The sequence below is a fragment of the Burkholderia sp. BCC1998 genome (genome assembly GCF_905339875.1).
Lineage (GTDB): Bacteria > Pseudomonadota > Gammaproteobacteria > Burkholderiales > Burkholderiaceae > Burkholderia.
On sequence record NZ_CAJPHE010000013.1, the window covers coordinates 22,513 to 44,800 of the forward strand.

Here is a 22,288-nt window from a genome sequence, read left to right on the forward strand (position 1 = left end):
AAACGAAACAGCGAAGAAACAAAGCAGTATCAGTGGTGGCTGTAGCTCAGTTGGTAGAGTCCAGGATTGTGATTCCTGTCGTCGTGGGTTCGAGTCCCATCAGCCACCCCAACAAATTCAAGCACTTAGCCCAGTCATTGCGACTGGGCTTTTTGCTTTCTGGAGTTCGTGTAGGCACCATGTAGGCATTTGCCGTCAACGCGCCGCCAGTATGGAAGGTTGGAGCCTAGCGTCCGTTCACTCTAATTGCGGTGGAACAACGAGCAATCCGGGTTGGTTGAACTGTAGAGCCCGGAGCATTCGGCCCGCCAATCGGCAATAGCGTCCACTGCCGCATCGTGCGCAATTCGCCTAATATGCTCATCCTCTGACAGGCAATCGCCGGACGGGTCTTTGTATGTGCACACGAGCCTTTCGCGCCACGCGACGAAATCGGCCGAGTAATAAGCGCGCACGAGCACCAGCGCGACAATGACCCAGAATACAAAGCTTCCGATTTTCTTCATGTTGTGTTCCCGCTAATCCAGCCGGCGCCAGAATACACCGGAAGTCGGATAGCTCGGGCACCCTGCATGACTCTTCTCTAACGTCGGAGAGGTGCGCCAACTACAGCCTGCGCGACCTCCTACACACGGTCCAATGATTGGCCTTAGGCCATACCCGAGGCGAGATGGCGCCAGGTATTCATCAAGCGCGCGCGGCGTTCACTTTTTTCATCGTCAGCAAGACGCGGATTCGTGTACACGCGCGGCGCGCTCTTGAGAGAGAGGTGGACCCGAAAGCCCACCGCTCCATCGGTCAACTCTTGGCGCCGATGAAAATGAAGCCGTTCGTTCTCGACGAATTGATACCCGCAGCGATTAGCTGCGTACCGGAGACCACGGCCTCAAATCCGAGCGACGCGCCTGCGCCTAGCTGACACGAAGCGTCATTGAACGTGACGGTGCCATCGAACACGGCCTTTCCGGTGGCGCGCGGCGCGACCGAGCCGCTGAACGTGCAGGTTCCACTGGTCCCCGTGAAAGAGCCGGTCGACGTGACAGTTAAGCTCGTGGCGACGGTTGTGCCGCTGGAGTGTCCTGACCAGGTGCCGACGGCCTGTGAGAGCGTGGCGGGCGTGTCATACGCCGCGTTGTAGTTGCCGCTGAACGTCACCGAGTTGTTCGATTCGCTGACCGTGCCGTTGATGGACTGCTTCGTGGTGACGGAGCCGGTAATGGAGGCGGGAATTACACCAACGCCAATCGCAAAGTCCAAGGATGACTTGTCGGTGATTGTGTTGCCGCTTGTCGAGAACGTGCCTTCGAACATCCCGTCCACAACGTCGTTGGTCGAATACACTGCGAAATATTGCCCCGTTTCGAGCACGAGAGCGGAGACGTTCCGCCCGTTGCTTGTAGTCCCCTGCCAGAAGCCCTGCGAGTCCTGATTCTGGACCGGCGCGGACGTGCTGCCACTTCCTCCGCCATCGCCACCGCCGCACGCTGCCAAAAAGGTAGTCACGGCCACCCCAATCGCGGTTCTGATTTTCATAGCGTCCCCATTTTTAATTAACTGCCCGAGCGGCAGTAATTCATACTAGGAAAAAACTAGAAAATCAGATGCGGAATCTGCGGGTTCTGCAAGAAAACACGAGCCTGAGTCTCACGCGCACGCGCGCGTATCGCTTCGCGAATTCGGGTAGCGGCGGGTAGCTTCCCGTTTCAGGCCGTAACGTCGGTGCCAATTTCGACCATTACCTTTTGGTGCTCCCACGGTATCGACCGGTTTTTTACCGATAACTTACCGCGGCTTTCCATGCGCTTCGCGCGCGCACGCGCGTATTGGTCCGAAAACTCATGGCCTTTTTATGGACTCGGAAAATTCGCCCCTCGCGCGCGCGTGCGCGCGTACTGGTCCGAGAATGATTCCGTCCCGTCGTGCCAACCAGATGATTCTGCAAGCATTTTGCAGGCTGACTCTGTCTGGCGTTTGATTTCCTTTGATTGATTTCAAAGCATTCGCTGTTTGGCTGTTTTTTGGCTGTTTTTTGGCTGTTACTAGCCAAACGCGCCGCCTGTTTTCGCCTGTTGAAGCAGACAGCGCGCCGCCTGTTTTTGGTCTGTTCTCAGTCAAGGCAATCGGGCCATCTTCCCGCCCCATTAGGCGGAGGGCAATATCGTGAAGCTGTCGGTATGGCCGCTTCGTATCAGGTTCGCGGGAGTCGATGACGCTACCCATTGCGTTGCGCTGAATTTCGGCATGACAACGCTGACGCCAGTCGTGTTGTTGATGGCCTTTATGTTCCCGGACCAATATGCCGATGCAGCCGAAGTCGTCAGAATCGTGTGCGGCGTTGCGTCCTGCACCAGCGAAACCAGAGCAATGTCAAATAACGGCGTCGATGCCGGGAAATTCACGAAGACGAGGGATCCGCTGCCTTGACCCGTCAAGGCTCCATCGAAGCGTCCGGTCTTGCCGAACAAATCGCTGAAGCTGACCGGTGCGCCGCTCTTACCGGCCAGCGCGAGCACCCATGAATCGAGCAGCGAGAGCGGCAAGGTGCGGCCAAGTTCGGTCGCGATTTGCGACATTGAAAGCGGGAAGGATGCGGGGAGCGTCATAAAGTTATCCTTACTATCATGTAAGCGCGTAAAGCGCTTGGGGTTTCACTATTTCTCTCTACTTTAGAGGCGGCGTTACAGGTCATCCTGCATGTCGTCAGGCCCGTTGCCATACATCTGCTTCGCCTGTTCGGCGCCGTTCGCCGGTCGGCGGCCGGTACGCTCGGTTCCGTTACCGTCGCCCTGCACGGCGGCGCGCTTGCGTTTCACGTGATATGCGGTCAGCACCGCGTGCGCCACCATGTCGAGCGCCGGCTTTGCGTTACCGTGCTTGTCCGTCCATACCTTCGGTGTCAGGGAACCGGCCAGTGCCACGGAATCGCCGTCATTGAGCGCCAGTAGGGCTGATTGGGCATCATCTGCGAACGCAATCACGTTCACGAACAGCGCTTCGCTATCGTTCACGGCAGCGCGCACCTTGGCGGTCACAAACTGAGTGCCGCTCTGACCCGTCCGGCTTGCCGCCGTCCCGTACAGCTTCCCGCTCACCAGGCCGTCAATCATCGTTCACCTCCAGTAGGCAGCTATCGCCGCCCAAGTTATCGATACACGTCCGCGCTAGTGCGGATCCTTCGCGGTTTTGATTCCCGAAATGTCCCGTTTTGTCCCGTTTCGGGAGTTTCTGGGTCCCGTTTTCTCCCGCTCCGTATATATAGATACGGGCGGGAACGGGACGGACTCCGGGATGGGCAGGGAGGTGGGTTACTTGCGCCATAGCCAGCCGTCCTTGGAGCCATAGATTCCGTTCGCTACAAGGCCGGTCACGGCCGCCCTGGCACGCTCGTTTCGCTTTCGTGGCTCGCAGGTCAGGCTTGACGCCACCAACCGGACAGCCGCCTCGATTTCGATGCAAGGGTGCGTCGGTGGCGCGTCGCCTTTACCGAAGTCCTGGGACTGGCGCAGAGGTTCGGCGAGGGCGTCTAATGCGATGCGCTGGTTGCCACCTTGCGGAAGCTTCACGCGCGCTACCTCCTTGGTGCTCTCGTCGGGCTCGACAACGCACGAGGTAACCGGTTCGCCGTGCTCGTCGTCGCCCAGTTCCACCACGCGCAGAGCGAACGCATTGCGCCCACCGTCGGCGTCGTCCTTGCTCTTGGCGACGCTCCACTCACGGCGCCCGTCATTGCGTGAAACCTCGATGGCGGCGTCGAGCGCGGCATACAGGCTGCTATGACCGCGGAGCCCCTTCGTGCCATCCTTGCCGGTGTGATGGACGAGCAGCACCACGCCGCCGAGCCGGCGCTGCGCCTCCTTGCACGCCTCAATGAGATGGCCCATGTCGACGCTGGAGTTCTCGTCAGTGCCTGGCGCTGCACGGTTCAGCGTGTCGATGACGAGCAGCCCGTCGCGGCCACCCGCCGACAGTACCGCCGCGCACAGGTCGGCAACGTCTTCAGGCTGACGCAAGTCGACCGGCTGGGTGACGAAGTTCAAGCGGTCCGGCAGTGGCATTCCGCGATGCGCGTTCCATGCGCGTGCCCGCTTGCTTAAGCCCGCCTCGCCCTCGAGACATACGTAGGTCACGGGACCAGCATGTGCGCGTCGCCCGAACCATTCGGCACCTGCTGCGACGGCGGAGCAGAGGTCGAGCACTAGGAAAGATTTGCCGGAGCCAGAAGGCCCGTACACGGCAGCGAACCCGGATGCGGGCAATACGCCCTGAACCATCCAGCGAAGCGGCGGCGCGGTGAGCAGGTCGTCGGCCGATTGGAGCCGATACCGCATCGGCGGTGTCTTGGCGGCGCGGAGAAGATCCGCCAGTGCGTCGATGCCGTGCTGGGCCTCGTAGTCGTTCGCGTCATAGTTCGCCGGCTTGTCCGAGGGCAATTCGACCCACGCGCCGGTAAGCTCGCGGGCGATGGTTTCGGCGTCCGCCTCTTTGCCGCGGTCCGGCACGATGACGATGCGCGCCGCCGGAAACCGCTTGCGCAGCACCTTCGCGATGGAGCGAGTGCGGCCAGAGCCGAACGTGACCGCGGCGGCGGCATGATAGTCCGCCTTGGCGCATGCCCATGCCTGCCCGATGCCCTCACATACGTATAGCGTTCCATCCGGTGTGATGTCGCCGACCATGAACAAGCCATCGTTGAACGACGCGCCCGGTGCGTTGAGCTTCTTCCCGGCACCCGGCGGCGGAACGAATTGGACCGTGCAGAGCATGCCGTCGAACGAGCGAACCGGCACCGCCAGCCAGCCGGCGACGCGCTGGCCGCCTATGGTGAGCGTGTCGTCTTTCGGTACCACGTGTAGGCCGTCCGGCTTGCCGCGTTTCGCAACGATGTAGGGATGGTCGGCGCTTGCGGCCGGATAGCTGTCGAACGTCGCGGCCAGGTCGGTGCGCGGCTTCCGGGGCGTGTCGACGTTCGACGGCTTCGCGACCGGTACGCGCGCCGCCGGCGTGACGTTGCGCGGGTGCATATCACGCCAGCCGGCATCCATCGCCATTCTGAACAGCGTGGCCGGACCAATACCGCCATCCTGCTTAAAGCTCTTCCAGGCGGACTTTGCGTCACGTTCTCCAGCGAAATTGGCGCCGGTCGCCGACCACTCGAGGAAATCAGCCTCGGACAGGCCGGCTGCCTTCGCTGCCATGCCGGCGCTCACCCACTCACTGCGCGGGCACCCGGCATCGAGCGAGAACAGGGCGTCACGTGCGCGCGCGGCGTCGTGACCATTCATCATGCAGCACCTCGCATGTCACGCCGTGCATTGATGCGAGCGGCCAACGCTTTTACCTCGCCGGCATTCGCACGTCGCTTGCTGACGGCGGCTTGCACCCGGTCAATCCATCCACGTGCGCCAGCGGCAAACGCAGCCTCACGGGATTCGTCACTGAGCCAGTAGCGCGTTACCCACGAGATGCGGCCGTCGTTCGTGCCGTCTGCAATTTCGCGGCGCTCGATGGTCCACCCGTATTTGCCTTCCAGGTAGTGCACCCATGCGGCAGCTCTCGTTGTCGATTGGCGAAACACGGCTTCCATACCGGTCAGTGCATTGCCTTCCAGCAATTCAGCCAGAAACGACGCCGTGACGGTATTGACGCGTGTAGGCAGGGCTCCGTTAGAATTGCGATGTTCGTTCGCGCTCGTCTGCTTCGGTTGGCGGGCGTTTTCTTTTTTCATCGCCTCAACCCTCCGCCAGTTTGTCGAGGGCATCGGCTGGCCACATCAGGCGACCATTCGGCAGCTTGACCGGGCGCAGCGAGAAGTACGCGCCGGTCTGGCAATAGCGTTTGCGGATGGACTGCGGGCGAATGCTAAGCAGCGCAGCCAGCTCATCGGTCGTGATGGGGCGGCGCGTCTGAGTCCCCGTAAGTTGTTGCGCAGTCATGTGATGCACTCCAAGTTTGCGCGACTCAACGCGAATCGCTTGGAGTGCAATTTGCCGATTACCTATGCGCCTTATGATTCCCACTGGGAATGGGAAGCCGGTCGGGAACCCGACCGGGAATGTCGAGCGCTAGTCGGGAATCTGCCTGGACTTAAGGATGTCCGCCATGCCGTTCTGAAACGTCTTCAAGGCTGAGGTAACTCGCTTGCCATCAGCTTTGACCCACGTGAACTCGTCGTCTTTGTCGTCGGGAACGAAGGCCGCTTCTACATCGTTGGCTTTGAACCACCTGAGCGCGACCTTGTGGCCCGGATATATTCCTCCGTGCGCCACCATCAGTTTGTCCAATTGCTTCTCTGCGGCAACCCGCCAACCGATAACGGACTTGGTGCCAGGAGCGTCGTCCGCGACATCTGTACCCGTGTCGTTAACCCGGCTGTCTGGCTCTTTCGGCAATGCTGGCGGCGGCTCAACTGAAAAGCGATATGTCACGCGCCAATCAGAACGCGAGTCGAGTAGCTTGTTCACGTCGGCAATGTCCACACGGTCATAGAACGTGCGGAGATTCTTCGGCACGGCATAAGGCAGGAAGTCCCCAGGGTCGCGCGGATTCTTCAATGGCAGCGCGCCGCCCCTGATTTCGGCCACAAGCGTAGACTCCCAGCGCGCCGCCTCGGTGCCTGTCTCCTTGGCGAGGATCCCGACCACGTCATCAATCCGGCGCCGGCCGGCAGCTTCCATCTCGGCCTGCTCAATATTCGTCTGCGTGGCCGGGTTCAGGCGCATTGGTATCTGTTCGCGCCCCAGCCACTCATCGATGCTGTATTCGTTTAGCAGCACCTCACCATCTTTTCGCCGCTCGTTCGGAACCAACTCGTCTTTCTGCATGGCGTCTTCCATGCGCGCAATCAACGAGGTCTTCAGCGCGTACTCGGCGATGTAATCGTTCGGGTGAGCTAGCTTGGCAAGGATGTCCGCAGCGTCCGCGACCGTGTAGCGGCGAACGGAGTGGCACAAGGACGCCAGCACTCTTTGTGCGTCGTCGGCAGTAAGCGACCAGGCAGCCGGAGAAGCTGAAATCTCATGGGCTTCCGGCACTTCATCCTCGATAGGACCGTGTAAAGTGATTTGTTTGGCTAGGGCCATTTCGGCTATCTGCGGGATAACGCCGGGAATGCCTTCCGGAGGCCATCCCCGTACATGCAGGGCGATTTCGATTGTGCGGCGCAGACCGTCCCGCTCGTCAAGGCCGTGCGCGTGATTGATGCCCCGGTCGGCACGCTGCACTGCAATCATCCACGCCAGGTCTTCAACAGTGATTCGCTCTGCGGGCAGGCCTACGCCCTCCGCCGCATGGGCGTCCTCGGCTTTACGAACGAGCCATGCGTCATTCGCGAACGCAACGAACGACTTACGCTCAAAGTACAAGTTGCTGAATGGCTCGAACCGCTCGCGCACTGGGATGCCGGATGGCATAGGCAGCATGTCACGCCCGCGCGGTTGCAGTACGCCCTGACGCGCCGCCCCTTCGACGGACTGGCGCAATACTTCGGCCCCTGCCTCGCGGATGGCGTCGTTCTCTTCGGGAGCCAGGTCGGGACCGTCCTGGTATTTCGCGCGGACGAGCGCTTCAATGTATTTCTCACAGTCGATGGCCGGCGCATCACCATCCTCCAGAGAAAAATTCCGCCACTGGTTGTCACGGGTATCAACCCGGTCCGCAGCATGCGGCGCTTGGCGCGGCTCGCCTATCTCTGGAATGGGTAGCTCTGCAATACTCAGCAGTTCAGGCGGCAAGTCCGGCCACTCTTTGCACTGGCTCGCCCAAAACACAAATTCAAATCGCCTGATTTCCCCATTCCGCACCCTCAGGTGTTCGGACTTTGCCTTGATGGCGCCCAGCAATTCGCGCAACCATTGCGCGTAGCGCGTGCGCTTATGTTCGGGAACGGGCTGGTCCGGGTCGATGTCCAGCGACAGGCAGATTGCCTGTTCGGGCGTCCAGAATTCCATGTCCGGGTCTGCCCAGTGGGGCCAATTCGGTTTTGTCATCCGCACACCTTCACGTGCGAACCTTCAATCTGGAGCCCCTGCCAGGCCGGTGAAGGTGTCCGGCTCTTCGCCCCGTCGAGCTAGGCAGAGGCAAGCTTGTCAAACGCTACGTTTGTTCTTGCTCCGCCGCGCGGTTGCGGCGGCGCGAGCGCGGTTGCCGCGAATGTTCGCCAGATATTCTTCCAACTGGTGCCTCGCAGCGCCTGACGCGGAGTCGTCCAATATTGCCTTGATGGCGTGAAACGGTTCGTCCATAGATGTGCTGACTGCATGCTTTGCGGCGAAATCAACCCACTGGTCGATTTCTGAGAAGAAGCCGACCATCTTGCCGCGAATCGCATCCATTTCGTCTTTGGTTCTTGCTTCGCGTAATGCTTCGGCAAAGTGGATTGCGGCTTGCTGGAGGGTGCCGCCACCAGAATCCTCGCGCGCCTTTGAGTACTGCATGTAGGCGATTGCCGCCGCGGCGCCACTCCGGCAGCCGTCCGCGTAGTTGCTCGCGACCTTGTAAGACCAAGCCAATCTGGCCTTGGCCCTCAGGTCCGAAAGTGCATTGGCGGGACGAGCTTCTTGATGAATCACTGCGTTGCTCATGGTACCTCTCCTAGAGAATGACACCATTCAGTATCGGTCGTCGTTTGCAGCCTCGCGGGCTTCAAAACGCTGCATCTGCCATCCGCGGATCTGCACCAGCGCTCGCGCCCATTGCGCGGGAGAGAGCACGCGCCAGCCAGGTTCGGGGCGGGGCCATAGGCGCTTTACGCGGAATGCCATGATGTCCGACCAGTTTGGGTTGGTCGGATTAGCCGAATCGGATGGCGTGTATAAAGCGACGTAGGCGGGCACATTGGCAAGCTGCGCGAGATGCTGTATCACGCCGGCCGGCTTCTCCTGCCCGATGTCGCGAGCCACCTCAACCAATGCCAATGGAACCTTGGCGCCGTTGTCGTACTCCGTGAACAGCACCGAATCGAGGTCAACCATCGTCAGCGATTCGGCTTGGGTCGCCTGCAAATATCGGCGAATCGAAGGTGCGCGATGCCATACGCCGTAAGCACGGTCGCGCGTTTCGTATTGTTCGAGCCTCATGGTCGGCCCCTTGGCAAGTTACAGGGCGCGCGCAATGCACGCGAGAAGCATGGTCGGCCGCATATCACACCTGCCGTGGCAGTTTTATTTCGGCCAGGATGTCGGCGATTTTGATGATGTGCTGCGCCACGGATGAAATGTCGTCGTAAAGCTTTTGAGCTTCCGCTTCGTATCCGTATTGAGGCTCCCGGTGATTCTCGTTCGCCACAAGACGCAAAACCGGAGCGAGGGGGTGACCGGCAATCGGACGCGTACGCCGACGGCCCTTCGCCCGTTGGACGGTTGGAAACTGAGCGACGGCGGCGGGGCGAGACGTAGAATTGAGCTTAGCCATGATACGGACCTCCCTAATAGGTCGTGTTATGGTCAGGCGGCGCGAAGTGTTCCAGCACCCGCGCCGCCGCTTTGCCTGATACCGTCAGGCGGCGGTAATTGCCTTTAGTCCCGGCCTCTCCGGTTCCGGCGTGAATTCAACGCCGGCTTCATCGAGGATCCACGCCTCTAGCTTGTCGTGCCACATGCGCAACAGGTCCAGCGGACGCACGTTGTAATGACGTTCCGCAATGGCAGACGGCTTGTGACCCATAATTTGCGCCTTGATGCCGGACGGGAGTTCCGTCCATTCCGCAAGGCTCGAAAATGACCGACGCAGACCGTGCAGCGTCACCGGTGCGATACCGGCAATCCCGCAGACGCGATGCAAGGCGCTGTTCGGCGCGGCGAGCCGGCCATCACCCGAAGTCTTGCTGGCGAATACCCATTCCGACGGCTGCCACGTTTCACCCTTGGCCTCTAGGCTGCGCATCTGGCGCACGTTCGGCGGTGTGTCGTTGATACGCTTCAGCTCGAGCAGCACGGTGGCGAAATACGGTGTCAGGGGAATAATCCGGCCGGTCTCAATTTCCACCTTGTCTTTCAGGTGCAGGCTGCGCCACCGGAAGTCCACATCGTCCCAACGAAGCTCAGCCAGTTCCTCGCGACGCGCGCCGGTCAGTAGCAGGCCAATAAGATACGCCTCCATGACTGGGTTGCTTAGCTGGCGGACCGCACCGAACCACGCGGCCAGTTGCTCGCGCTGAATGGAATCCGTCTTTGCGGCCTGCTTCGGGAGAGCGTCTTTCGAAAGGCGCGTGGCAACGGCCTGCGGGTCGATGAGCGCCTGATATTCGGCCTTCGATTCGCACCACGTTGCGAAGATGCGCAACAGGTTAAAGGCCAGGCGGGCGCGAGCCGGACGCTGGGCGGCCTCATCCGCCAGCCATTCGCCCATGCGCTCGGCGCTCAGGTCCGATAGCTTCAGTGGCATCAGCGCTGCGAGCGGGCCCGGTTCGGTCAGTCCCTTACCACGCTTCTTCGGCTGACCGCCAGCGCTGGCGAGCGTTACATGGTCGCGGTAATGCAACTCGCTCCACTTCGGGCGGCGAGCCTCGATATACACCTTCCAGGCTTCCGCCAACGTTACGTCCTTGCGGCGAGCCTCCACCTTTCGGGCCTCATGGGCGGCGCGCTGCTCGGCTACCTGCTCGCGCGGGTCTTTCCCGTCATCGATTACCGTTTTCAGGCGTGCTGCCTCAGTGCGGGCCTTGCCAAGCGTCCATGCACGTGAGTCGCCAATGGTGATGCGAACTGTCTTGCCGAACAGGCGGGATTCGTAGATGTATGAACGCGCGCCTGCGGGCGTCACGCGCAGGCCGAGCCCAGGAGCCTTCGCGTCCCAGTAAATCGTCTGCGTCTTGCCTGGCACTGCTTCGAACGAGGCTACGCGCTCCGCAGTGAAATTGACCTTTGCCATTACCTGTTCCTGTTGGGGCCAAATCCATGTAGGCACCATGTAGGCAAAGTATAGGTCAATCAATCAACGTAGTTCAACAGGAATGTGTAGGCAATTTTCGCTGGAGAGCCCGACAGCACTGGGATTCAGTGAGTCTCGTAAATCTAGGTCAACATCAAGGAATTCTGTATTTAGAGGATTGTGATTCCTGTTGTCGTGGGTTCGAGTCCCATCAGCCACCCCAAAATTCTCAAACAAAACAGGCGCTTCGGCGCCTGTTTTGTTTTGTGCGGAAAATTCGATGCGATTGCATCGATTCGAGTCGCGCCATTTCCAGAGCGTTCTGCTCGCCATTCATCCATTTCGCGTCAGCCGACGAAAGCCGTTTCGATATTGAGACTGCGCGCCGAGCCACGTCACTCGCGCGTGGCCGATCCATCAAGCGGCCGCTGCTCATGAGCCCGCGAAGCGAAGCGGCGACCGGCTTCGCTCATCGTCTCGCAGATTGGCGGATTAAACCAATGAATTGGCACGAGCCGCCAATGCTTAATAGTCTTACATTCGTGTAATGTATCGATTCCTCGTGCCCTTAGCTTTGCAGGGCCGTTCGGTCCCGACGCCCCGGAAGGCGTCGGGACATTTTTTTTGGCGGCGCTGCTGTCGAGGAACTGGAGAAAGCGGCAGGCGTCACGGTGAACTACGCGATTACCACGGCATGACGCGCACTGCCGCACACGATTCCCTATGCAACCCGCCGCTGAAACGTCGCGATTGCTACACTTTCCCTGCCTCCATCGCACAACGAGAGCGACCCTCGCATGCTGGAAAACCGCACCATCACGCTGCGCAACGCGACACCACACGACGCGGAACACATCGCTCGTTTGCACACGCTGAGCTGGCAGAACGCCTATAGCCATATCCTGCCGGCGGCCTATCTCGCCGATGAGGTGCCGACGGAGCACGCGACGCGGTGGCGAAACTATTTCGACCGCGCCGAAGCGGAGTGGGGCCTCGTGCTGATCGCCGAGTCCGACGGGGCGCCGGTCGGTTTCGTCAGCGCCGAAAGGCCGGTCGATCCGGCGCGCGGCGTCCTGCTCGATTGCCTTCATGTGCATCCCGCGCATCACGGAAGCGGTACCGGCAAGCGCATGATCGAAGCCGTTCGCGCATGGGCCCGCCATATCGGCGAGGACAAGGTTCATCTTTCGGTACTCGACGGCAACGTTCGCGCGATCGGCTTCTACGAGCATAACGGCTGGCGGTTGGCAGGCGTCGAAACCAGCTTCATCGGCCGCACGGAGGTCGCCGACCGGATCTACGTGATCGATGCCGGCACCGAACCCCAAGGCTGCACGCTGCACGACCGATGCCGCTGAAGATGAAGCGGCGCGTCCGCTACTCGCCGCAATACCGCACGAGCAAATCTGCCTCCGTTTCATGCACCTCGACAGGCAGGCTCGTTGCCCCTGCAAATGCCAGATAGCGCGCGCGATGCTGACCGTTCCGGAACGACGCGATGCCGACTTTCGACAGGCCCGGAAGGCCAAGCAGCGTCCGCGTTCTCGTCTCGCGAAACGTGATGAACGGCATGTCGGGAATCCGGGCTTCGGCCGGATCGAGGAAATCGCGGATGCCGGCAGCCTTGCCGGGCGCCCAGTATTGAACCGACGGCAGCACATAGTCGGTCGTGTCGCGATCGGCGCACGCGAGCAGCTTCGCCAGGTCGACCGTCACGACGCGATGCCGCGAGTCGTCGGACGCGAATACCCGCTTGAGATGTGTATAGGCATAGGCGGGGTGTCCCGGAAGCTGGATGATCCAGACATCGACGCCGTCATGTTGTGCCCGAGCGACTGTCATTGTTTCCTGAGGTGGTGCAAGTGTTTTTTGTGGCCGGAGTGTAGCAGCGCGGCTGCGGCCGCGGAGCAGGCGGATACCCGGAATCGAGCCGGCGGCATCATGCGCGAAAGAACGCGGCGCGGAATCGATCACATAACGGGTATCGGTTACTGGACGGGTGCGGCCATGCATTTTCAGTCGCGGTCGACAGCTTGCGAGAATATCGCGATACTGCCTGTCTGCATGACGCGCGGTCCGGAATTCACACAAGATTCACGCGGCGCGTGAAACCGGACTGGCGCGGCACATCGATAAGAACCGAGAGAGCGGAGTAGCCGCAGAAAATCATGTCGCCTGAACTTGAGATCGAATATCTCGATTACCGCTTCACAGCGACGCTCGAAACCCGGGAAACGGGGCGGGTCGCCGTGACCGAATGGCAACTGGATTCCGTTTCCCGAAGCAAGACGCTCGCATGGGTCGTGTTCGACCGTTTTCTGAAGCGCACCGACTTCGCCGACGAGGACGACGCGCGCGCCAGTATCGTCGACTGGCTGGAGCAGCTGGTCAGCCCGCGGGGCGCGCCGCTCGTCGAAATCCCAGCTGCGAAGGTGGTCGCAGCAGGTGCTGCCGCGGGTACCGCCAGTGCGGTCGCCAGCGATTCTTCAGTCGAAGAAACCATCAGCGACGTCGTCGTCGAAATCGCCAGCGATCTCGACTGGATCGACATGATTGCGGAATGGTTCACGGACGGCCCGGCGTAGCGTCGGATTTGCACCGTTCCATCCAGCAAGAGTGGGTTGGATCGTGAAACGTCGTTTCACGAAAATCCGGAAAGAAAAGCGCGGATTCACGGAAAGCGGCATCACGCCGCTTTGACGATGCATGCGCGATACCGGAGACTGGCGCGCGATTTGAAAATCGCCGATATAAATCAAAAAAATCCGGACTTGAAACATGAAAAGAAGAACGCTGCTGACCTCCGGCGCGATCGTCGCTGCCGCCAGTCTGGCAGGATGTACCGCGATGCTGTTCGAAAACGGCCGATACGAAGAGACGGTCGATCGATTCCTCGTCAGCGAGGACGGCAAGAAATTCGTCGTGCTCGGCAACCAGTATCACTACATCTTCGACATGCCCGCGCATCTCGGCGCCGTGCTGGCTTCGTCCTACCGGAAGTCGATCCAGGCGGCGCTCTATGGATTCGTCGCGCAGGGCAGCAAGATCTCGGGCGAATACCGGCTCGTGCTTTCCCGCGCCGGCATGACGGACGACGATTGGGCGCGTGCGCAGGCGGACGGCTTTACGACGTCCCGTCAAGGCGAGCTGAGCATGGAAGGCGCGCTGAACGGTTCGCGCTATCGGGCCGACGGGTTTGAGCAGGGCAAGGCGTGGTCGTCGTTTTCCCATACCTACACGATCGAGGTCGACGATCGCCTGACGAAGGGCGACAAGGCCGTTCGCGTGCTTGCGACGCCGGTCACGCTGGCGGCCGACGGCGTGATGATGATCGGGGCCGTCGTGTTGTTCCCGGTGATCGTCGTGGTCGCCGCGCCACTCGCCGGCGTCGCGCGCTGAGCGCGAAGTGCCGCATGCGGTGCCGGCGCAGGCGGGCTTTCCGGTTGAAAGGGTGAGTTGCCGCACAGACGGTTGCACGGGCCACGATGACAATCTGGCCGGTTGACCGTTCTACCCCGGCCCGGTCAACCGTTACCCCGCTCGCTCGCGCAGGAGCGGGGGCTTTTTGGCCGCACGACGCATGCAAGCCGCGTCGGCGGAACTGGACAGGCGTTCGGCAGACGACGTTTCGCGTCCCGGCATCCGTTCGCCTGATCCGCATGAATCGCATTCCTCGTGCGTGAGCGATCGCTTGGGGCCGATCGCCGGTCGCGGCCGGCGATGCCTGGATCCTGGCGGTATGCGGTCGCGCCGCTGGGATGCTTTTGATCCCGAACCCGTCACGGTCCGACACGCGCGTCACGCGCGTGTCAGCGGAGTCAGCCTGCCTGCTCGACGCTGGTTTCCCAGCCGTCGTATTCGCCGCCGAGCGAGTGCACCTCGCGATTGATCTCGAGTGTATGGTGCGTGATGTCGGCCAGCGCCGTCGTGCCTTCGTGCGCGAACCGCACGGCCGATTTGCCGTCCTCGGTGGGCGCGACCGATTCGACCAGATAGCCTTTCGACTCGGCCCAGTCGGCGAACTGGTGCGCGTCGCTGGGGTCCGGGAAGTAGGCCCAGTGCATCACGCGCCGGCTCACGTCGCTCACGTCGCCTTTCTGCCGCAGCGCCTCGAGCACGCGCATGTCGCGCATCAGTTGCCAGTCGTCGTCGGTCGGGTAGAGCGTGCGCCAGTACGTTTCCTTGTCCGGATCGTCCTGATAGGCGTACTGAAGTGCGTAGGTCGTCTGTTCGGCCAGCGAGTCGACGATCTCGCCCGCGGCTGCTTCGTCGAACGGCACGTAGAACAGGAAATCCTGGTTGCCGTCGACCGTGATGCGGCCGACCTGCACGCCGTTTTTCGCGGTCACCGCGGCGTCCAGCAGATCCTCGATCTTCGTGAGATCGGCGAAATCGTCACCGCTCGGCAGGCCGTCGGGCGTCGGATGCGCAAGCGTGACGCGCACGCTGAGCAGCGACGTGCGCGGGTCGCTTTCGGCGATTTCCGCAAAGCCGTGATTGAAGCTGATGAAGGCCTGATGGTCGCCCATTCGGGCAGGGAAGGTTCCCCAGGCGTCGGTCATGTGTTTCTCCCGTGCACGATTGTCTGTTGACGGTTGCAAAGCGTCCCAATGTATCATCGAAAATCGCGTTGGCCGAAGCTGCGTGCCTGGGTGATCGCGCGTCCGGCGGGTCCGGTGGCGATCGAACGCGTGCTGTCGCGCCATCGCCGGTTTCCATCGTCGGGCGTTCGCCCGGCCGCAACCGTTTCGAAGGAGATTCCGATGTCGATGTTCGCAGTGAATGGTGTCCGAATCGATGTGCGCAGTGCGCGTGTGACGCACGTGCGCTGGGCGGCCGTCAATCCGGCGGACCGGTCCTGGGCGGCGACGCCGAGCGAGGCGTCGGTGGCGGAAGTGGCACGTGCGCTCGCGGCCGGCAACGACGTTCGCGCCGTATTTGACGAAGCGGACGGCACAGCGGTGGGGCCGCGGCTGAAGCGCGTGCTGTATCGCGACGCGTCGGAGGGGATCGAACTCGACATCGATGCGACGAGCGAGTCGCGCACGTTGCGCGACCTTCCGCAGATCTGAGCGGCGATCGGCGCCTGTTCCGCGAGCCGTGCCATCGCGCACGAGGCCATGCCCGGATGCGCGATCGCCCCATTGGAGGTCGCACGCTGCCTGATGCTCGCGCGTTGTCGGGCCGAACCTGTTCCGGCGCCTGTCGCGAATAAAAAAATGTCGTCCGGCGTGTCGATTTCCGTCGAGTCCGTCCGTCGTAGCATCGGAGGCGTGCGCATCGTGCGTCCGTCCCGATTTCCGACACGACACCGACTGAAGGAGCGACACCCATGACCACATCCGTCAATCCGATCCCGGAAGGGATGCGCACGCTGACGCCGCATCTGATCTGCGCCGGCGCCGCCGCAGCCATCGACTTCTACAAGCGCGCGTTCAACGCGACCGAACGGTTCCGCCTGCCGACCCCGGACGGCCGGCTCGCGCACGCATGCCTCGCCATCGGCGATTCGACGCTGATGCTCGTGGATGAAATGCCGGAGCACGGCGCACTCGGGCCGAAGACGCTGAAAGGCACGCCGGTCTGCCTGCACCTGTTCGTGCCGGACACCGATGCGGCGATCGCGCAGGCCGTCGCGGCCGGCGCGACAGTCACGATGCCGGCCGCCGACATGTTCTGGGGCGATCGCTATGGGCAAGTGGAGGATCCGTTCGGCCATCGCTGGTCGATCGCGACCCACCAGCGCGACCTGACGCCCGAGCAGATCGCGGAAGCGATGGCGAGCGCGCCGCCGTGCGGAGCCTGACCGGGCCGGGCGAATCCGATTGAACGCGACTGAACGTGGCTCATGGCCGCGCGTATCGGCGCGCGGCTCGTCCGTGCTCAAGTGCCGGCGCCGTTGTTTCGCTGCTTGTCCTCGTATTCGTACCCGTGCCGATCGGCCGATCCGAGCCGGTCGGCGACCGCGCGATGCCGCGCGGGATCGTATGTCGCTCGGCGCTCGCGCAAGCCGGGCGGCGTGCTTCGCTTCTGTCGATACCGCAACGCTCGACGAGCGCCCGTCGAGCAGCATCACGCATTCTCCATCGTGCTGCCACCACGCGTTGTAGCCGTGTCGATGCGATACGGACGCTTCACGCGTCGTGCGTTGCTGCCGGCCATGCAATTCGACGCCCGGTGCTCAAGCTGTCCGACGTGATGCCGTAAACAGGGCAAGATCAATCGTTCATCTAACGCACCATGGTTCGAATCCTGTACGCGGGGTATCTCGCGTTGGCGCTGTATCTGCTCTATCCGATGGTCCAGAACACGTTGACCTTCAGTGCCGACTGCGTACTCGACGCGTTGCCTGGCGGTACGCGCGATCGGCCGAAGCCTTCGGCAAGCGATGCGCGTGCGCATGCCGGCCGGTGCGTCGCGGCCACGCAGATCGCCGAGCGCTCGCCCGACATCCACTGATTTCAACTGATTCCAGCGATCGCGGCGCCGTCACGCCCGGTGTGCAGGCCATTCGGCCAGGTTGATCGCCATGCAATGCGCACCGATCATTGACGACATCACGACGCGGATGTGCGACGACGGCGCGCGTCGGCCGCACCGTACGCGAACGGCGCCTGTGATCGCGTGCGGCGAAGCGTCAGTACGACGAGCGGTACGGCGTGCCCTGGTCGAAGCGGCTTTGCCAATGCGCGAGGTAGCGCGACGCGAGTTGCGGATTGTTCCAGACCACGACGACGTTTTCGGAATTGCGGCTGGCTGCCGAAGCGCTGTAGTTGAACGACCCCGTCTCGACGTGCTCGGCATCGATCACGAGATACTTGTCGTGGTGGATCGCATAGGCGTCGATCGTGCGCGTCGGAATGCCCGCGTTGACGAGCAGGTTCAGCGCCTGCTTGCTGCTCTTCGCGCGATTGCCCTTGTCGTCCACGACGACCGCGACATTCACGCCGCGTCGCTTCGCGGCGAGCAGCGCGCGCGTGACGGGCGGCGACGTGAACGAGTAGGCGGCCACGCGAATCGAGGTGCGCGCGGCACCGATTGCCTTCAGCACGAGTGCCTCCGCACCGCCATCGGGTGAGAACGCCGATTCGACGGATTGCGTGGCGGGCGCTTCATGGGTCGGGGTCGGCAGCAGTTGCGCGATGAAGTCGAACGCCTGCTGCAGCAGCGATTCGTTGTGCGTCTTGCCGAAGGCGGCGAAGGGTGTGGCGACGAGGGAAGCAGCGAGGCAGGCGGTGGCGAGGCGTTTGCGCGACAACATCTTGGACAGCGAATCTTTTTTGAGACAGCGGGCCGTGAGTGTAACGCAGACACGGCGGCGTGGTCACGCCCGGATGTGAATGGAAGACGCTGGATGGCTGCCTGCAGCGGTCGACGTGGTGATGTTCATCATGCCGCGCCGCGCCTGCATCGGCTCGGCGGTCGTGCCGGGGGACGGAAGTCGATGCGGTGCGCGCGCGTGCGCAGACGGCACGGTCCCTGCGTGACGAACGGCACGCACGTGCGGGCGCAGGGTCGATGCGGCGTGCGATCGACGAGACGGGAACGGCAGACAGGGCGCGGCAACACGAACGATGCGCGTCGGGCGAAGACGCATGCAACACGCGCACGCATGATGGCCGCGCCGCGCTGTCATGGGCGTACCCATGTGCGTACGACCGGCGCTCAGCGCGACGCGTCAGGCATCGTGCGTTCCGGCCACCTCGTGCGCGACCCAGCCGGGCCCGGGTTCCGGCTGCACGTGGCGCGGGTCGAGCGGCTCACCGCACGCCGAGCACACCGCGACCGCATGCATCAGCTGACCACAGGTGCGATGGCGCAATTGCACCGGCGGCCCCTGGCCGTCGTCCTTCCAGCGATCGCCCCAGGTCATCAGCGCGAGCAGGGCCGGGTACAGGTCCAGGCCTTTTTCGGTCAACCGGTATTCGAAGCGCGGCGGGCGTTCCTGATACGCGCGCTTGACCAGTACGCCTTCGTCGACGAGGCGCGCGAGCCGCTCGGCCAGTACGTGACGCGTGAGGCCCAGCTGCGTCTGGAATGCATCGAAGCGGCGGCAGCCGAGAAAGGCGTTGCGCAGGATCAGCATGGTCCAGCGATCGCCGAGCACGGCAAGCGTGCGCGCGACCGAGCAGTTCAGCGTACCGATGTCATCCCATTTCATGATCGAGTCTCGTGCGACGGTTCAGCGAAGGAGCGGGTTCGATTATAGAACTGAGCTTCGGTTGCACAGGGCGCCGGATGCATTGACAAGCCTGGCGCGCTTGTCAATAATCAGTTCCAATTTGGAACTTACTAGCGCGGCGACGCGCGTTCAATCAGGAGACAACCCGATGAATCCGCTTTCCCTGTCCGGTCTCGAGCTGCTGCGCGCGGCGGCGGCGGGCGACGTGCCGCTCGCGTCGATCTCGGAGACGATCCCGATGCGGCCGCTGGGCGTCGAGCTCGGTTACGTGAAGTTTTCGGCGCGGGCGGACGGCCGGCACCTGAATCCGCTCGGCGGCGTGCACGGCGGATTCGCCGCGACGGTGCTCGACTCGGTCACGGGCTGCGCGGTGCATTCGATGCTCGACGCGGGCGTCGGCTACGGCACGGTCGACCTGCACGTGAAGATGCTGCGTCCCGTGCCGCGCGACGTCGACCTGATCGCGGAAGGGCGCGTGATTCACCTGTCGCGTTCGCTGGGCGTTGCCGAAGGCACGCTGAAAACGCCGGACGACAAGATCGTCGCGCATGCATCGGCGACCTGCTTCATTCAGCGGCCGCAGTAACGGGAGGCGTGGCGTCGTTACGCCCGGCGCGGCCGTCCGGCGCCATCCACCGGACGATGCGCGCGAAGGCGGCCGTATCCGTATCGGCGAGGGCTGAACGCGCATCGAAGGCCGCCTGTAAGTGAACGCATCGGCCATCTGAAGCATTCGCTTCAGTGTGATAGCGTTTCTGCTTTCCACTGACGCGACAGGAACAGCATGGAATACCGCACACTCGGCGATTCGGGCATCGAGGTCAGCCTGATCGGTCTCGGCACGATGACGTGGGGCGAGCAGAATTCGGAGCGCGACGCGCACGAGCAGATCGATTACGCGCTCGGGCAGGGCGTCACGCTGATCGATGCCGCGGAAATGTACCCGGTCCCCCCGAAGCCCGATACCCAGGGCCGCACGGAGCAGTACATCGGCACCTGGCTCGCGCAGCATCGTGCGCAGCGCGACCGGATCGTGCTTGCGACGAAGATCGCGGGCCCGGCGCGGCAGCCGCACAATCCGCGCCATATTCGCGGCGAAGGCAACCAGTTCGACCGCAAGAACCTGACCGAGGCGCTCGACGGCAGCCTCAAGCGCCTGCAGACCGATTATGTCGACCTGTACCAGCTGCATTGGCCCGATCGCAGCACGACGACGTTCGGCCGCCCCGCGTATCCGTGGGTCGACGATGCGTATACGGTGCCGATCGAGGAAACGCTCGGCGTGCTCGCGGAATTCGTGAAGGCCGGCAAGATCCGCGCGATCGGCGTGTCGAACGAAACGCCGTGGGGCGTCGCGCAGTTCCTGCGCGCGGCCGAGAAGCTCGAGCTGCCGCGCATCGCGAGCATCCAGAATCCGTACAGCCTGCTGAACCGCACGTTCGAGAACGGCCTGTCCGAATTCACGCATCGCGACGGCATCGGCCTGCTCGCGTATTCGCCGCTCGCGTTCGGCTGGCTGTCCGGCAAGTACGAGAACGGCGCGCGTCCGGCCGGCGCGCGCATCACGCTGTTCGAGCGCTTCCAGCGTTACAGCAAGCCGCAGGCGGTCGAAGCGACGTCACGCTACGTCGCGCTTGCGCAGCGCCACGGGCTGTCGCCCGCGCAGCTCGCGCTCGCGTTCGTCAACAGCCGGCCGTTCGTGCGCAGCAACCTGGTCGGGGCGACATCGCTCGCGCAACTGAAGGAGAACATCGGCAGCATCGGCGTGAAGCTGTCCGACGAGATCCTCGCCGAGATCGACGCGCTGCACGAGCTGCAGCCGAATCCGGCGCCGTAAACGTCACGGTAAATGGCGCGCGGCACGGATGCCGCGACGGCCGCGTCAGGCGCGCATCGCCGCGCCGTCGTTTTGTTCGCGAGCGCGGTCAGCGCATCCCGAGCCGCGTGCGCGCGACCAGCAGTGCGATGAGACTCAACACGGCGCAACCGATCAGGTACAGCGCCGGCGACAGCCGGTTGCCGGTCGCGCTGATCAGCCACGTGATCACGAACGGCGCGAAGCCGCCGAACAGCGTGACGCCCGTGTTGTAGCTGACGGCGAGACCGGTCGCACGGGTCTGCGACGGAAACAGCTCGGCCATCAGCGCCGGCAGCGCGCCGCAGTACGTCGCCTTCAGCAGGCCGATCCAGATCAGCGCGGCGAGCATCGTCGCGAACGACGCGTGATGCGTGAGCCACGCGAACGTCGGCCAGACGGTGACGAGCATCAGCACGGCGGCTGCCGCCATCACGCGGATCCGTCCGGTGCGATCGGACAGGTGGCCGACGAGCGGCGTGACGAGCGTCAGCACGAAGCCGGTCGCGAGCGTCGCCGCGAAGCCCGTCGATGCCGGCAGCCCGAGCTGCTTGATCGCATACGTCGGCATGTACAGCACCATGTAGTTGATCGCGGTCGAGATCACGAGCACGCCGATCGACAGCAGCACGCGCATCTTCTGGTCCGCGAACAGTTCGCGCACGGGCGCTTCCGAGCGCGCCTGCGTCTTGAACTCGATGCCTTCGTCGACGTAGCGGCGGATGTAGAGCCCGACCGGGCCGATCGCGAGGCCGAACAGGAACGGCACGCGCCAGCCCCAGCTTTCGAGTTGCGCGGTGCTCAGCGTCGACGTCAGCAGTGCACCGAAGCCCGATGCGAGCAGCGTCGCGAGACCCTGGCTCGCGAACTGCCAGCTCGACATGAAGCCGCGCCGCTGCGGCGCGTGTTCGACGAGGAACGCGGTCGAGCTCGCGAATTCGCCGCCGGCGGAAAAGCCCTGCATCAGCCGCGACAGCATGATCCCGAGCGGCGCGAGGATGCCAATCGACGCATAGGTCGGCATCAGCGCGATCAGCAGCGTGCCGGCCATCATCATCGCGATCGACAGCAGCAGCGACGCCTTGCGGCCCGCGCGGTCCGCGTAGGCGCCGAGCACGAAGCCGCCGATCGGCCGGATCAGGTAGGACAGCCCGAACGTGCCGAGCGTGAGCAGCAGCGAGGTCGCCTCGCTCGTCGCGGGGAAGAACAGCTTGGCGATCGTCACCGCGAAAAAGCCGTAGACGATCAGGTCGAACCATTCGAGCGCGTTGCCGATCGACGCGGCGAAGATGATGCGGCGGATCTTCGCGGTGCTGGGGCGCGCGGCGTCCTGCGAGGTCAGGGTGGTCGTATTCATCGTGTGAGCAGTCCCGAGAAAGGGGGCG

At 62.8% G+C, this 22,288-nt stretch carries 25 protein-coding genes and 1 tRNA gene; 9 read left to right on the forward strand and 17 right to left on the reverse strand.

The genetic code is table 11. The features are described 5' to 3' along the window. The first annotated feature begins 35 nt into the window (after positions 1–35). Positions 36–111 (forward strand) — tRNA-His (locus U5A56_RS21930). A gap of 131 nt (positions 112–242) precedes the next feature. Here the strand turns inward: U5A56_RS21930 and U5A56_RS21935 are convergent. The 12 genes from U5A56_RS21935 to U5A56_RS21990 form a co-directional block, all read right to left on the reverse strand. Beyond that, a complete protein-coding gene (locus U5A56_RS21935; RefSeq protein ID WP_321924522.1) occupies positions 243–506 on the reverse strand; it encodes a hypothetical protein in 264 nt (87 codons plus the stop codon). A gap of 292 nt (positions 507–798) precedes the next feature. Next, positions 799–1,533, reverse strand: a complete 735-nt coding sequence (locus U5A56_RS21940; protein WP_321924524.1) for a hypothetical protein — start codon at positions 1,531–1,533, stop codon at positions 799–801. A gap of 608 nt (positions 1,534–2,141) precedes the next feature. After that, complete coding sequence (locus tag U5A56_RS21945) at positions 2,142–2,603, reverse strand: hypothetical protein (protein ID WP_321924526.1); 462 nt, start codon at positions 2,601–2,603, stop codon at positions 2,142–2,144. Between the two features lie 75 nt (positions 2,604–2,678). Continuing rightward, positions 2,679–3,107: a single-stranded DNA-binding protein gene (locus U5A56_RS21950; protein WP_321924529.1), complete on the reverse strand. Its 429-nt coding sequence runs from the start codon at positions 3,105–3,107 to the stop codon at positions 2,679–2,681. A 198-nt stretch (positions 3,108–3,305) separates the two neighbouring features. Further along, on the reverse strand, positions 3,306–5,285 hold the full coding sequence (locus U5A56_RS21955) for an AAA family ATPase (protein ID WP_321924531.1): 1,980 nt from the start codon (positions 5,283–5,285) through the stop codon (positions 3,306–3,308). Next, on the reverse strand, positions 5,282–5,725 hold the full coding sequence (locus tag U5A56_RS21960; RefSeq protein ID WP_321924533.1) for a hypothetical protein: 444 nt from the start codon (positions 5,723–5,725) through the stop codon (positions 5,282–5,284). The genes U5A56_RS21955 and U5A56_RS21960 overlap by 4 nt, the downstream gene beginning before the upstream one ends. Positions 5,726–5,729: 4 nt before the next feature. After that, a complete protein-coding gene (locus tag U5A56_RS21965) occupies positions 5,730–5,933 on the reverse strand; it encodes a DNA-binding protein (RefSeq protein WP_321924535.1) in 204 nt (67 codons plus the stop codon). A 129-nt stretch (positions 5,934–6,062) separates the two neighbouring features. After that, entirely contained in the window at positions 6,063–7,946 is a 1,884-nt protein-coding gene (locus U5A56_RS21970; protein WP_321924537.1) for a hypothetical protein, read from the reverse strand. A gap of 138 nt (positions 7,947–8,084) precedes the next feature. Further along, complete coding sequence (locus tag U5A56_RS21975) at positions 8,085–8,579, reverse strand: hypothetical protein (protein ID WP_321924539.1); 495 nt, start codon at positions 8,577–8,579, stop codon at positions 8,085–8,087. A 27-nt stretch (positions 8,580–8,606) separates the two neighbouring features. Beyond that, the gene (locus U5A56_RS21980) at positions 8,607–9,074 is read right to left on the reverse strand and encodes a hypothetical protein (RefSeq protein WP_321924541.1); all 468 of its coding nucleotides are present in this window, start codon (positions 9,072–9,074) and stop codon (positions 8,607–8,609) included. A gap of 64 nt (positions 9,075–9,138) precedes the next feature. Beyond that, the gene (locus U5A56_RS21985) at positions 9,139–9,408 is read right to left on the reverse strand and encodes a hypothetical protein (protein ID WP_321924543.1); all 270 of its coding nucleotides are present in this window, start codon (positions 9,406–9,408) and stop codon (positions 9,139–9,141) included. Positions 9,409–9,492: 84 nt separating this feature from the next. Beyond that, positions 9,493–10,866: an integrase family protein gene (locus tag U5A56_RS21990; protein WP_321924545.1), complete on the reverse strand. Its 1,374-nt coding sequence runs from the start codon at positions 10,864–10,866 to the stop codon at positions 9,493–9,495. Between the two features lie 797 nt (positions 10,867–11,663). Between U5A56_RS21990 and U5A56_RS21995 the strand changes: the two genes are divergently transcribed. Continuing rightward, positions 11,664–12,224: a GNAT family N-acetyltransferase gene (locus tag U5A56_RS21995; protein ID WP_321821255.1), complete on the forward strand. Its 561-nt coding sequence runs from the start codon at positions 11,664–11,666 to the stop codon at positions 12,222–12,224. A gap of 19 nt (positions 12,225–12,243) precedes the next feature. Here the strand turns inward: U5A56_RS21995 and U5A56_RS22000 are convergent, their stop codons facing one another. Further along, the gene (locus U5A56_RS22000; RefSeq protein WP_044845051.1) at positions 12,244–12,708 is read right to left on the reverse strand and encodes a plasmid fertility inhibition factor family protein; all 465 of its coding nucleotides are present in this window, start codon (positions 12,706–12,708) and stop codon (positions 12,244–12,246) included. A gap of 326 nt (positions 12,709–13,034) precedes the next feature. Here U5A56_RS22000 and U5A56_RS22005 point away from each other — a divergent pair, with 326 nt between their 5' ends. Together U5A56_RS22005 and U5A56_RS22010 are read left to right on the forward strand one after the other, a co-directional pair. Then, positions 13,035–13,451: a hypothetical protein gene (locus U5A56_RS22005; protein ID WP_321924548.1), complete on the forward strand. Its 417-nt coding sequence runs from the start codon at positions 13,035–13,037 to the stop codon at positions 13,449–13,451. A gap of 193 nt (positions 13,452–13,644) precedes the next feature. Next, on the forward strand, positions 13,645–14,265 hold the full coding sequence (locus tag U5A56_RS22010; RefSeq protein WP_044845049.1) for a hypothetical protein: 621 nt from the start codon (positions 13,645–13,647) through the stop codon (positions 14,263–14,265). 419 nt (positions 14,266–14,684) lie between these two features. Here the strand turns inward: U5A56_RS22010 and U5A56_RS22015 are convergent, their stop codons facing one another. After that, the gene (locus U5A56_RS22015; RefSeq protein ID WP_321924550.1) at positions 14,685–15,428 is read right to left on the reverse strand and encodes a DUF695 domain-containing protein; all 744 of its coding nucleotides are present in this window, start codon (positions 15,426–15,428) and stop codon (positions 14,685–14,687) included. Between the two features lie 201 nt (positions 15,429–15,629). Here U5A56_RS22015 and U5A56_RS22020 point away from each other — a divergent pair, with 201 nt between their 5' ends. The 3 genes from U5A56_RS22020 (at position 15,630) to U5A56_RS22030 (ending at position 17,325) form a co-directional block, all read left to right on the forward strand. Next, positions 15,630–15,938: a hypothetical protein gene (locus U5A56_RS22020; RefSeq protein ID WP_044845154.1), complete on the forward strand. Its 309-nt coding sequence runs from the start codon at positions 15,630–15,632 to the stop codon at positions 15,936–15,938. Positions 15,939–16,198: 260 nt separating this feature from the next. Next, positions 16,199–16,672, forward strand: a complete 474-nt coding sequence (locus U5A56_RS22025) for a VOC family protein (RefSeq protein WP_124485551.1) — start codon at positions 16,199–16,201, stop codon at positions 16,670–16,672. Between the two features lie 434 nt (positions 16,673–17,106). Then, a complete protein-coding gene (locus U5A56_RS22030) occupies positions 17,107–17,325 on the forward strand; it encodes a hypothetical protein (protein ID WP_124485550.1) in 219 nt (72 codons plus the stop codon). A 178-nt stretch (positions 17,326–17,503) separates the two neighbouring features. Here U5A56_RS22030 and U5A56_RS22035 read toward each other — a convergent pair whose 3' ends face one another. Further along, positions 17,504–18,127 (reverse strand): phospholipase D family protein, encoded by a 624-nt coding sequence (locus U5A56_RS22035; protein ID WP_321924552.1) that lies wholly within the window; start codon positions 18,125–18,127, stop codon positions 17,504–17,506. Between the two features lie 417 nt (positions 18,128–18,544). Next, on the reverse strand, positions 18,545–19,027 hold the full coding sequence (locus tag U5A56_RS22040; protein ID WP_044845044.1) for a winged helix-turn-helix transcriptional regulator: 483 nt from the start codon (positions 19,025–19,027) through the stop codon (positions 18,545–18,547). Between the two features lie 169 nt (positions 19,028–19,196). Between U5A56_RS22040 and U5A56_RS22045 the strand changes: the two genes are divergently transcribed. Both U5A56_RS22045 and U5A56_RS22050 read left to right on the forward strand, forming a co-directional pair. Continuing rightward, entirely contained in the window at positions 19,197–19,634 is a 438-nt protein-coding gene (locus U5A56_RS22045; protein ID WP_044845043.1) for a PaaI family thioesterase, read from the forward strand. A gap of 198 nt (positions 19,635–19,832) precedes the next feature. Then, on the forward strand, positions 19,833–20,885 hold the full coding sequence (locus tag U5A56_RS22050) for an NADP(H)-dependent aldo-keto reductase (RefSeq protein WP_321924555.1): 1,053 nt from the start codon (positions 19,833–19,835) through the stop codon (positions 20,883–20,885). 88 nt (positions 20,886–20,973) lie between these two features. Here U5A56_RS22050 and U5A56_RS22055 read toward each other — a convergent pair whose 3' ends face one another. Further along, on the reverse strand, positions 20,974–22,260 hold the full coding sequence (locus U5A56_RS22055) for an MFS transporter (RefSeq protein WP_124522215.1): 1,287 nt from the start codon (positions 22,258–22,260) through the stop codon (positions 20,974–20,976). Positions 22,261–22,288 lie beyond the last annotated feature (28 nt).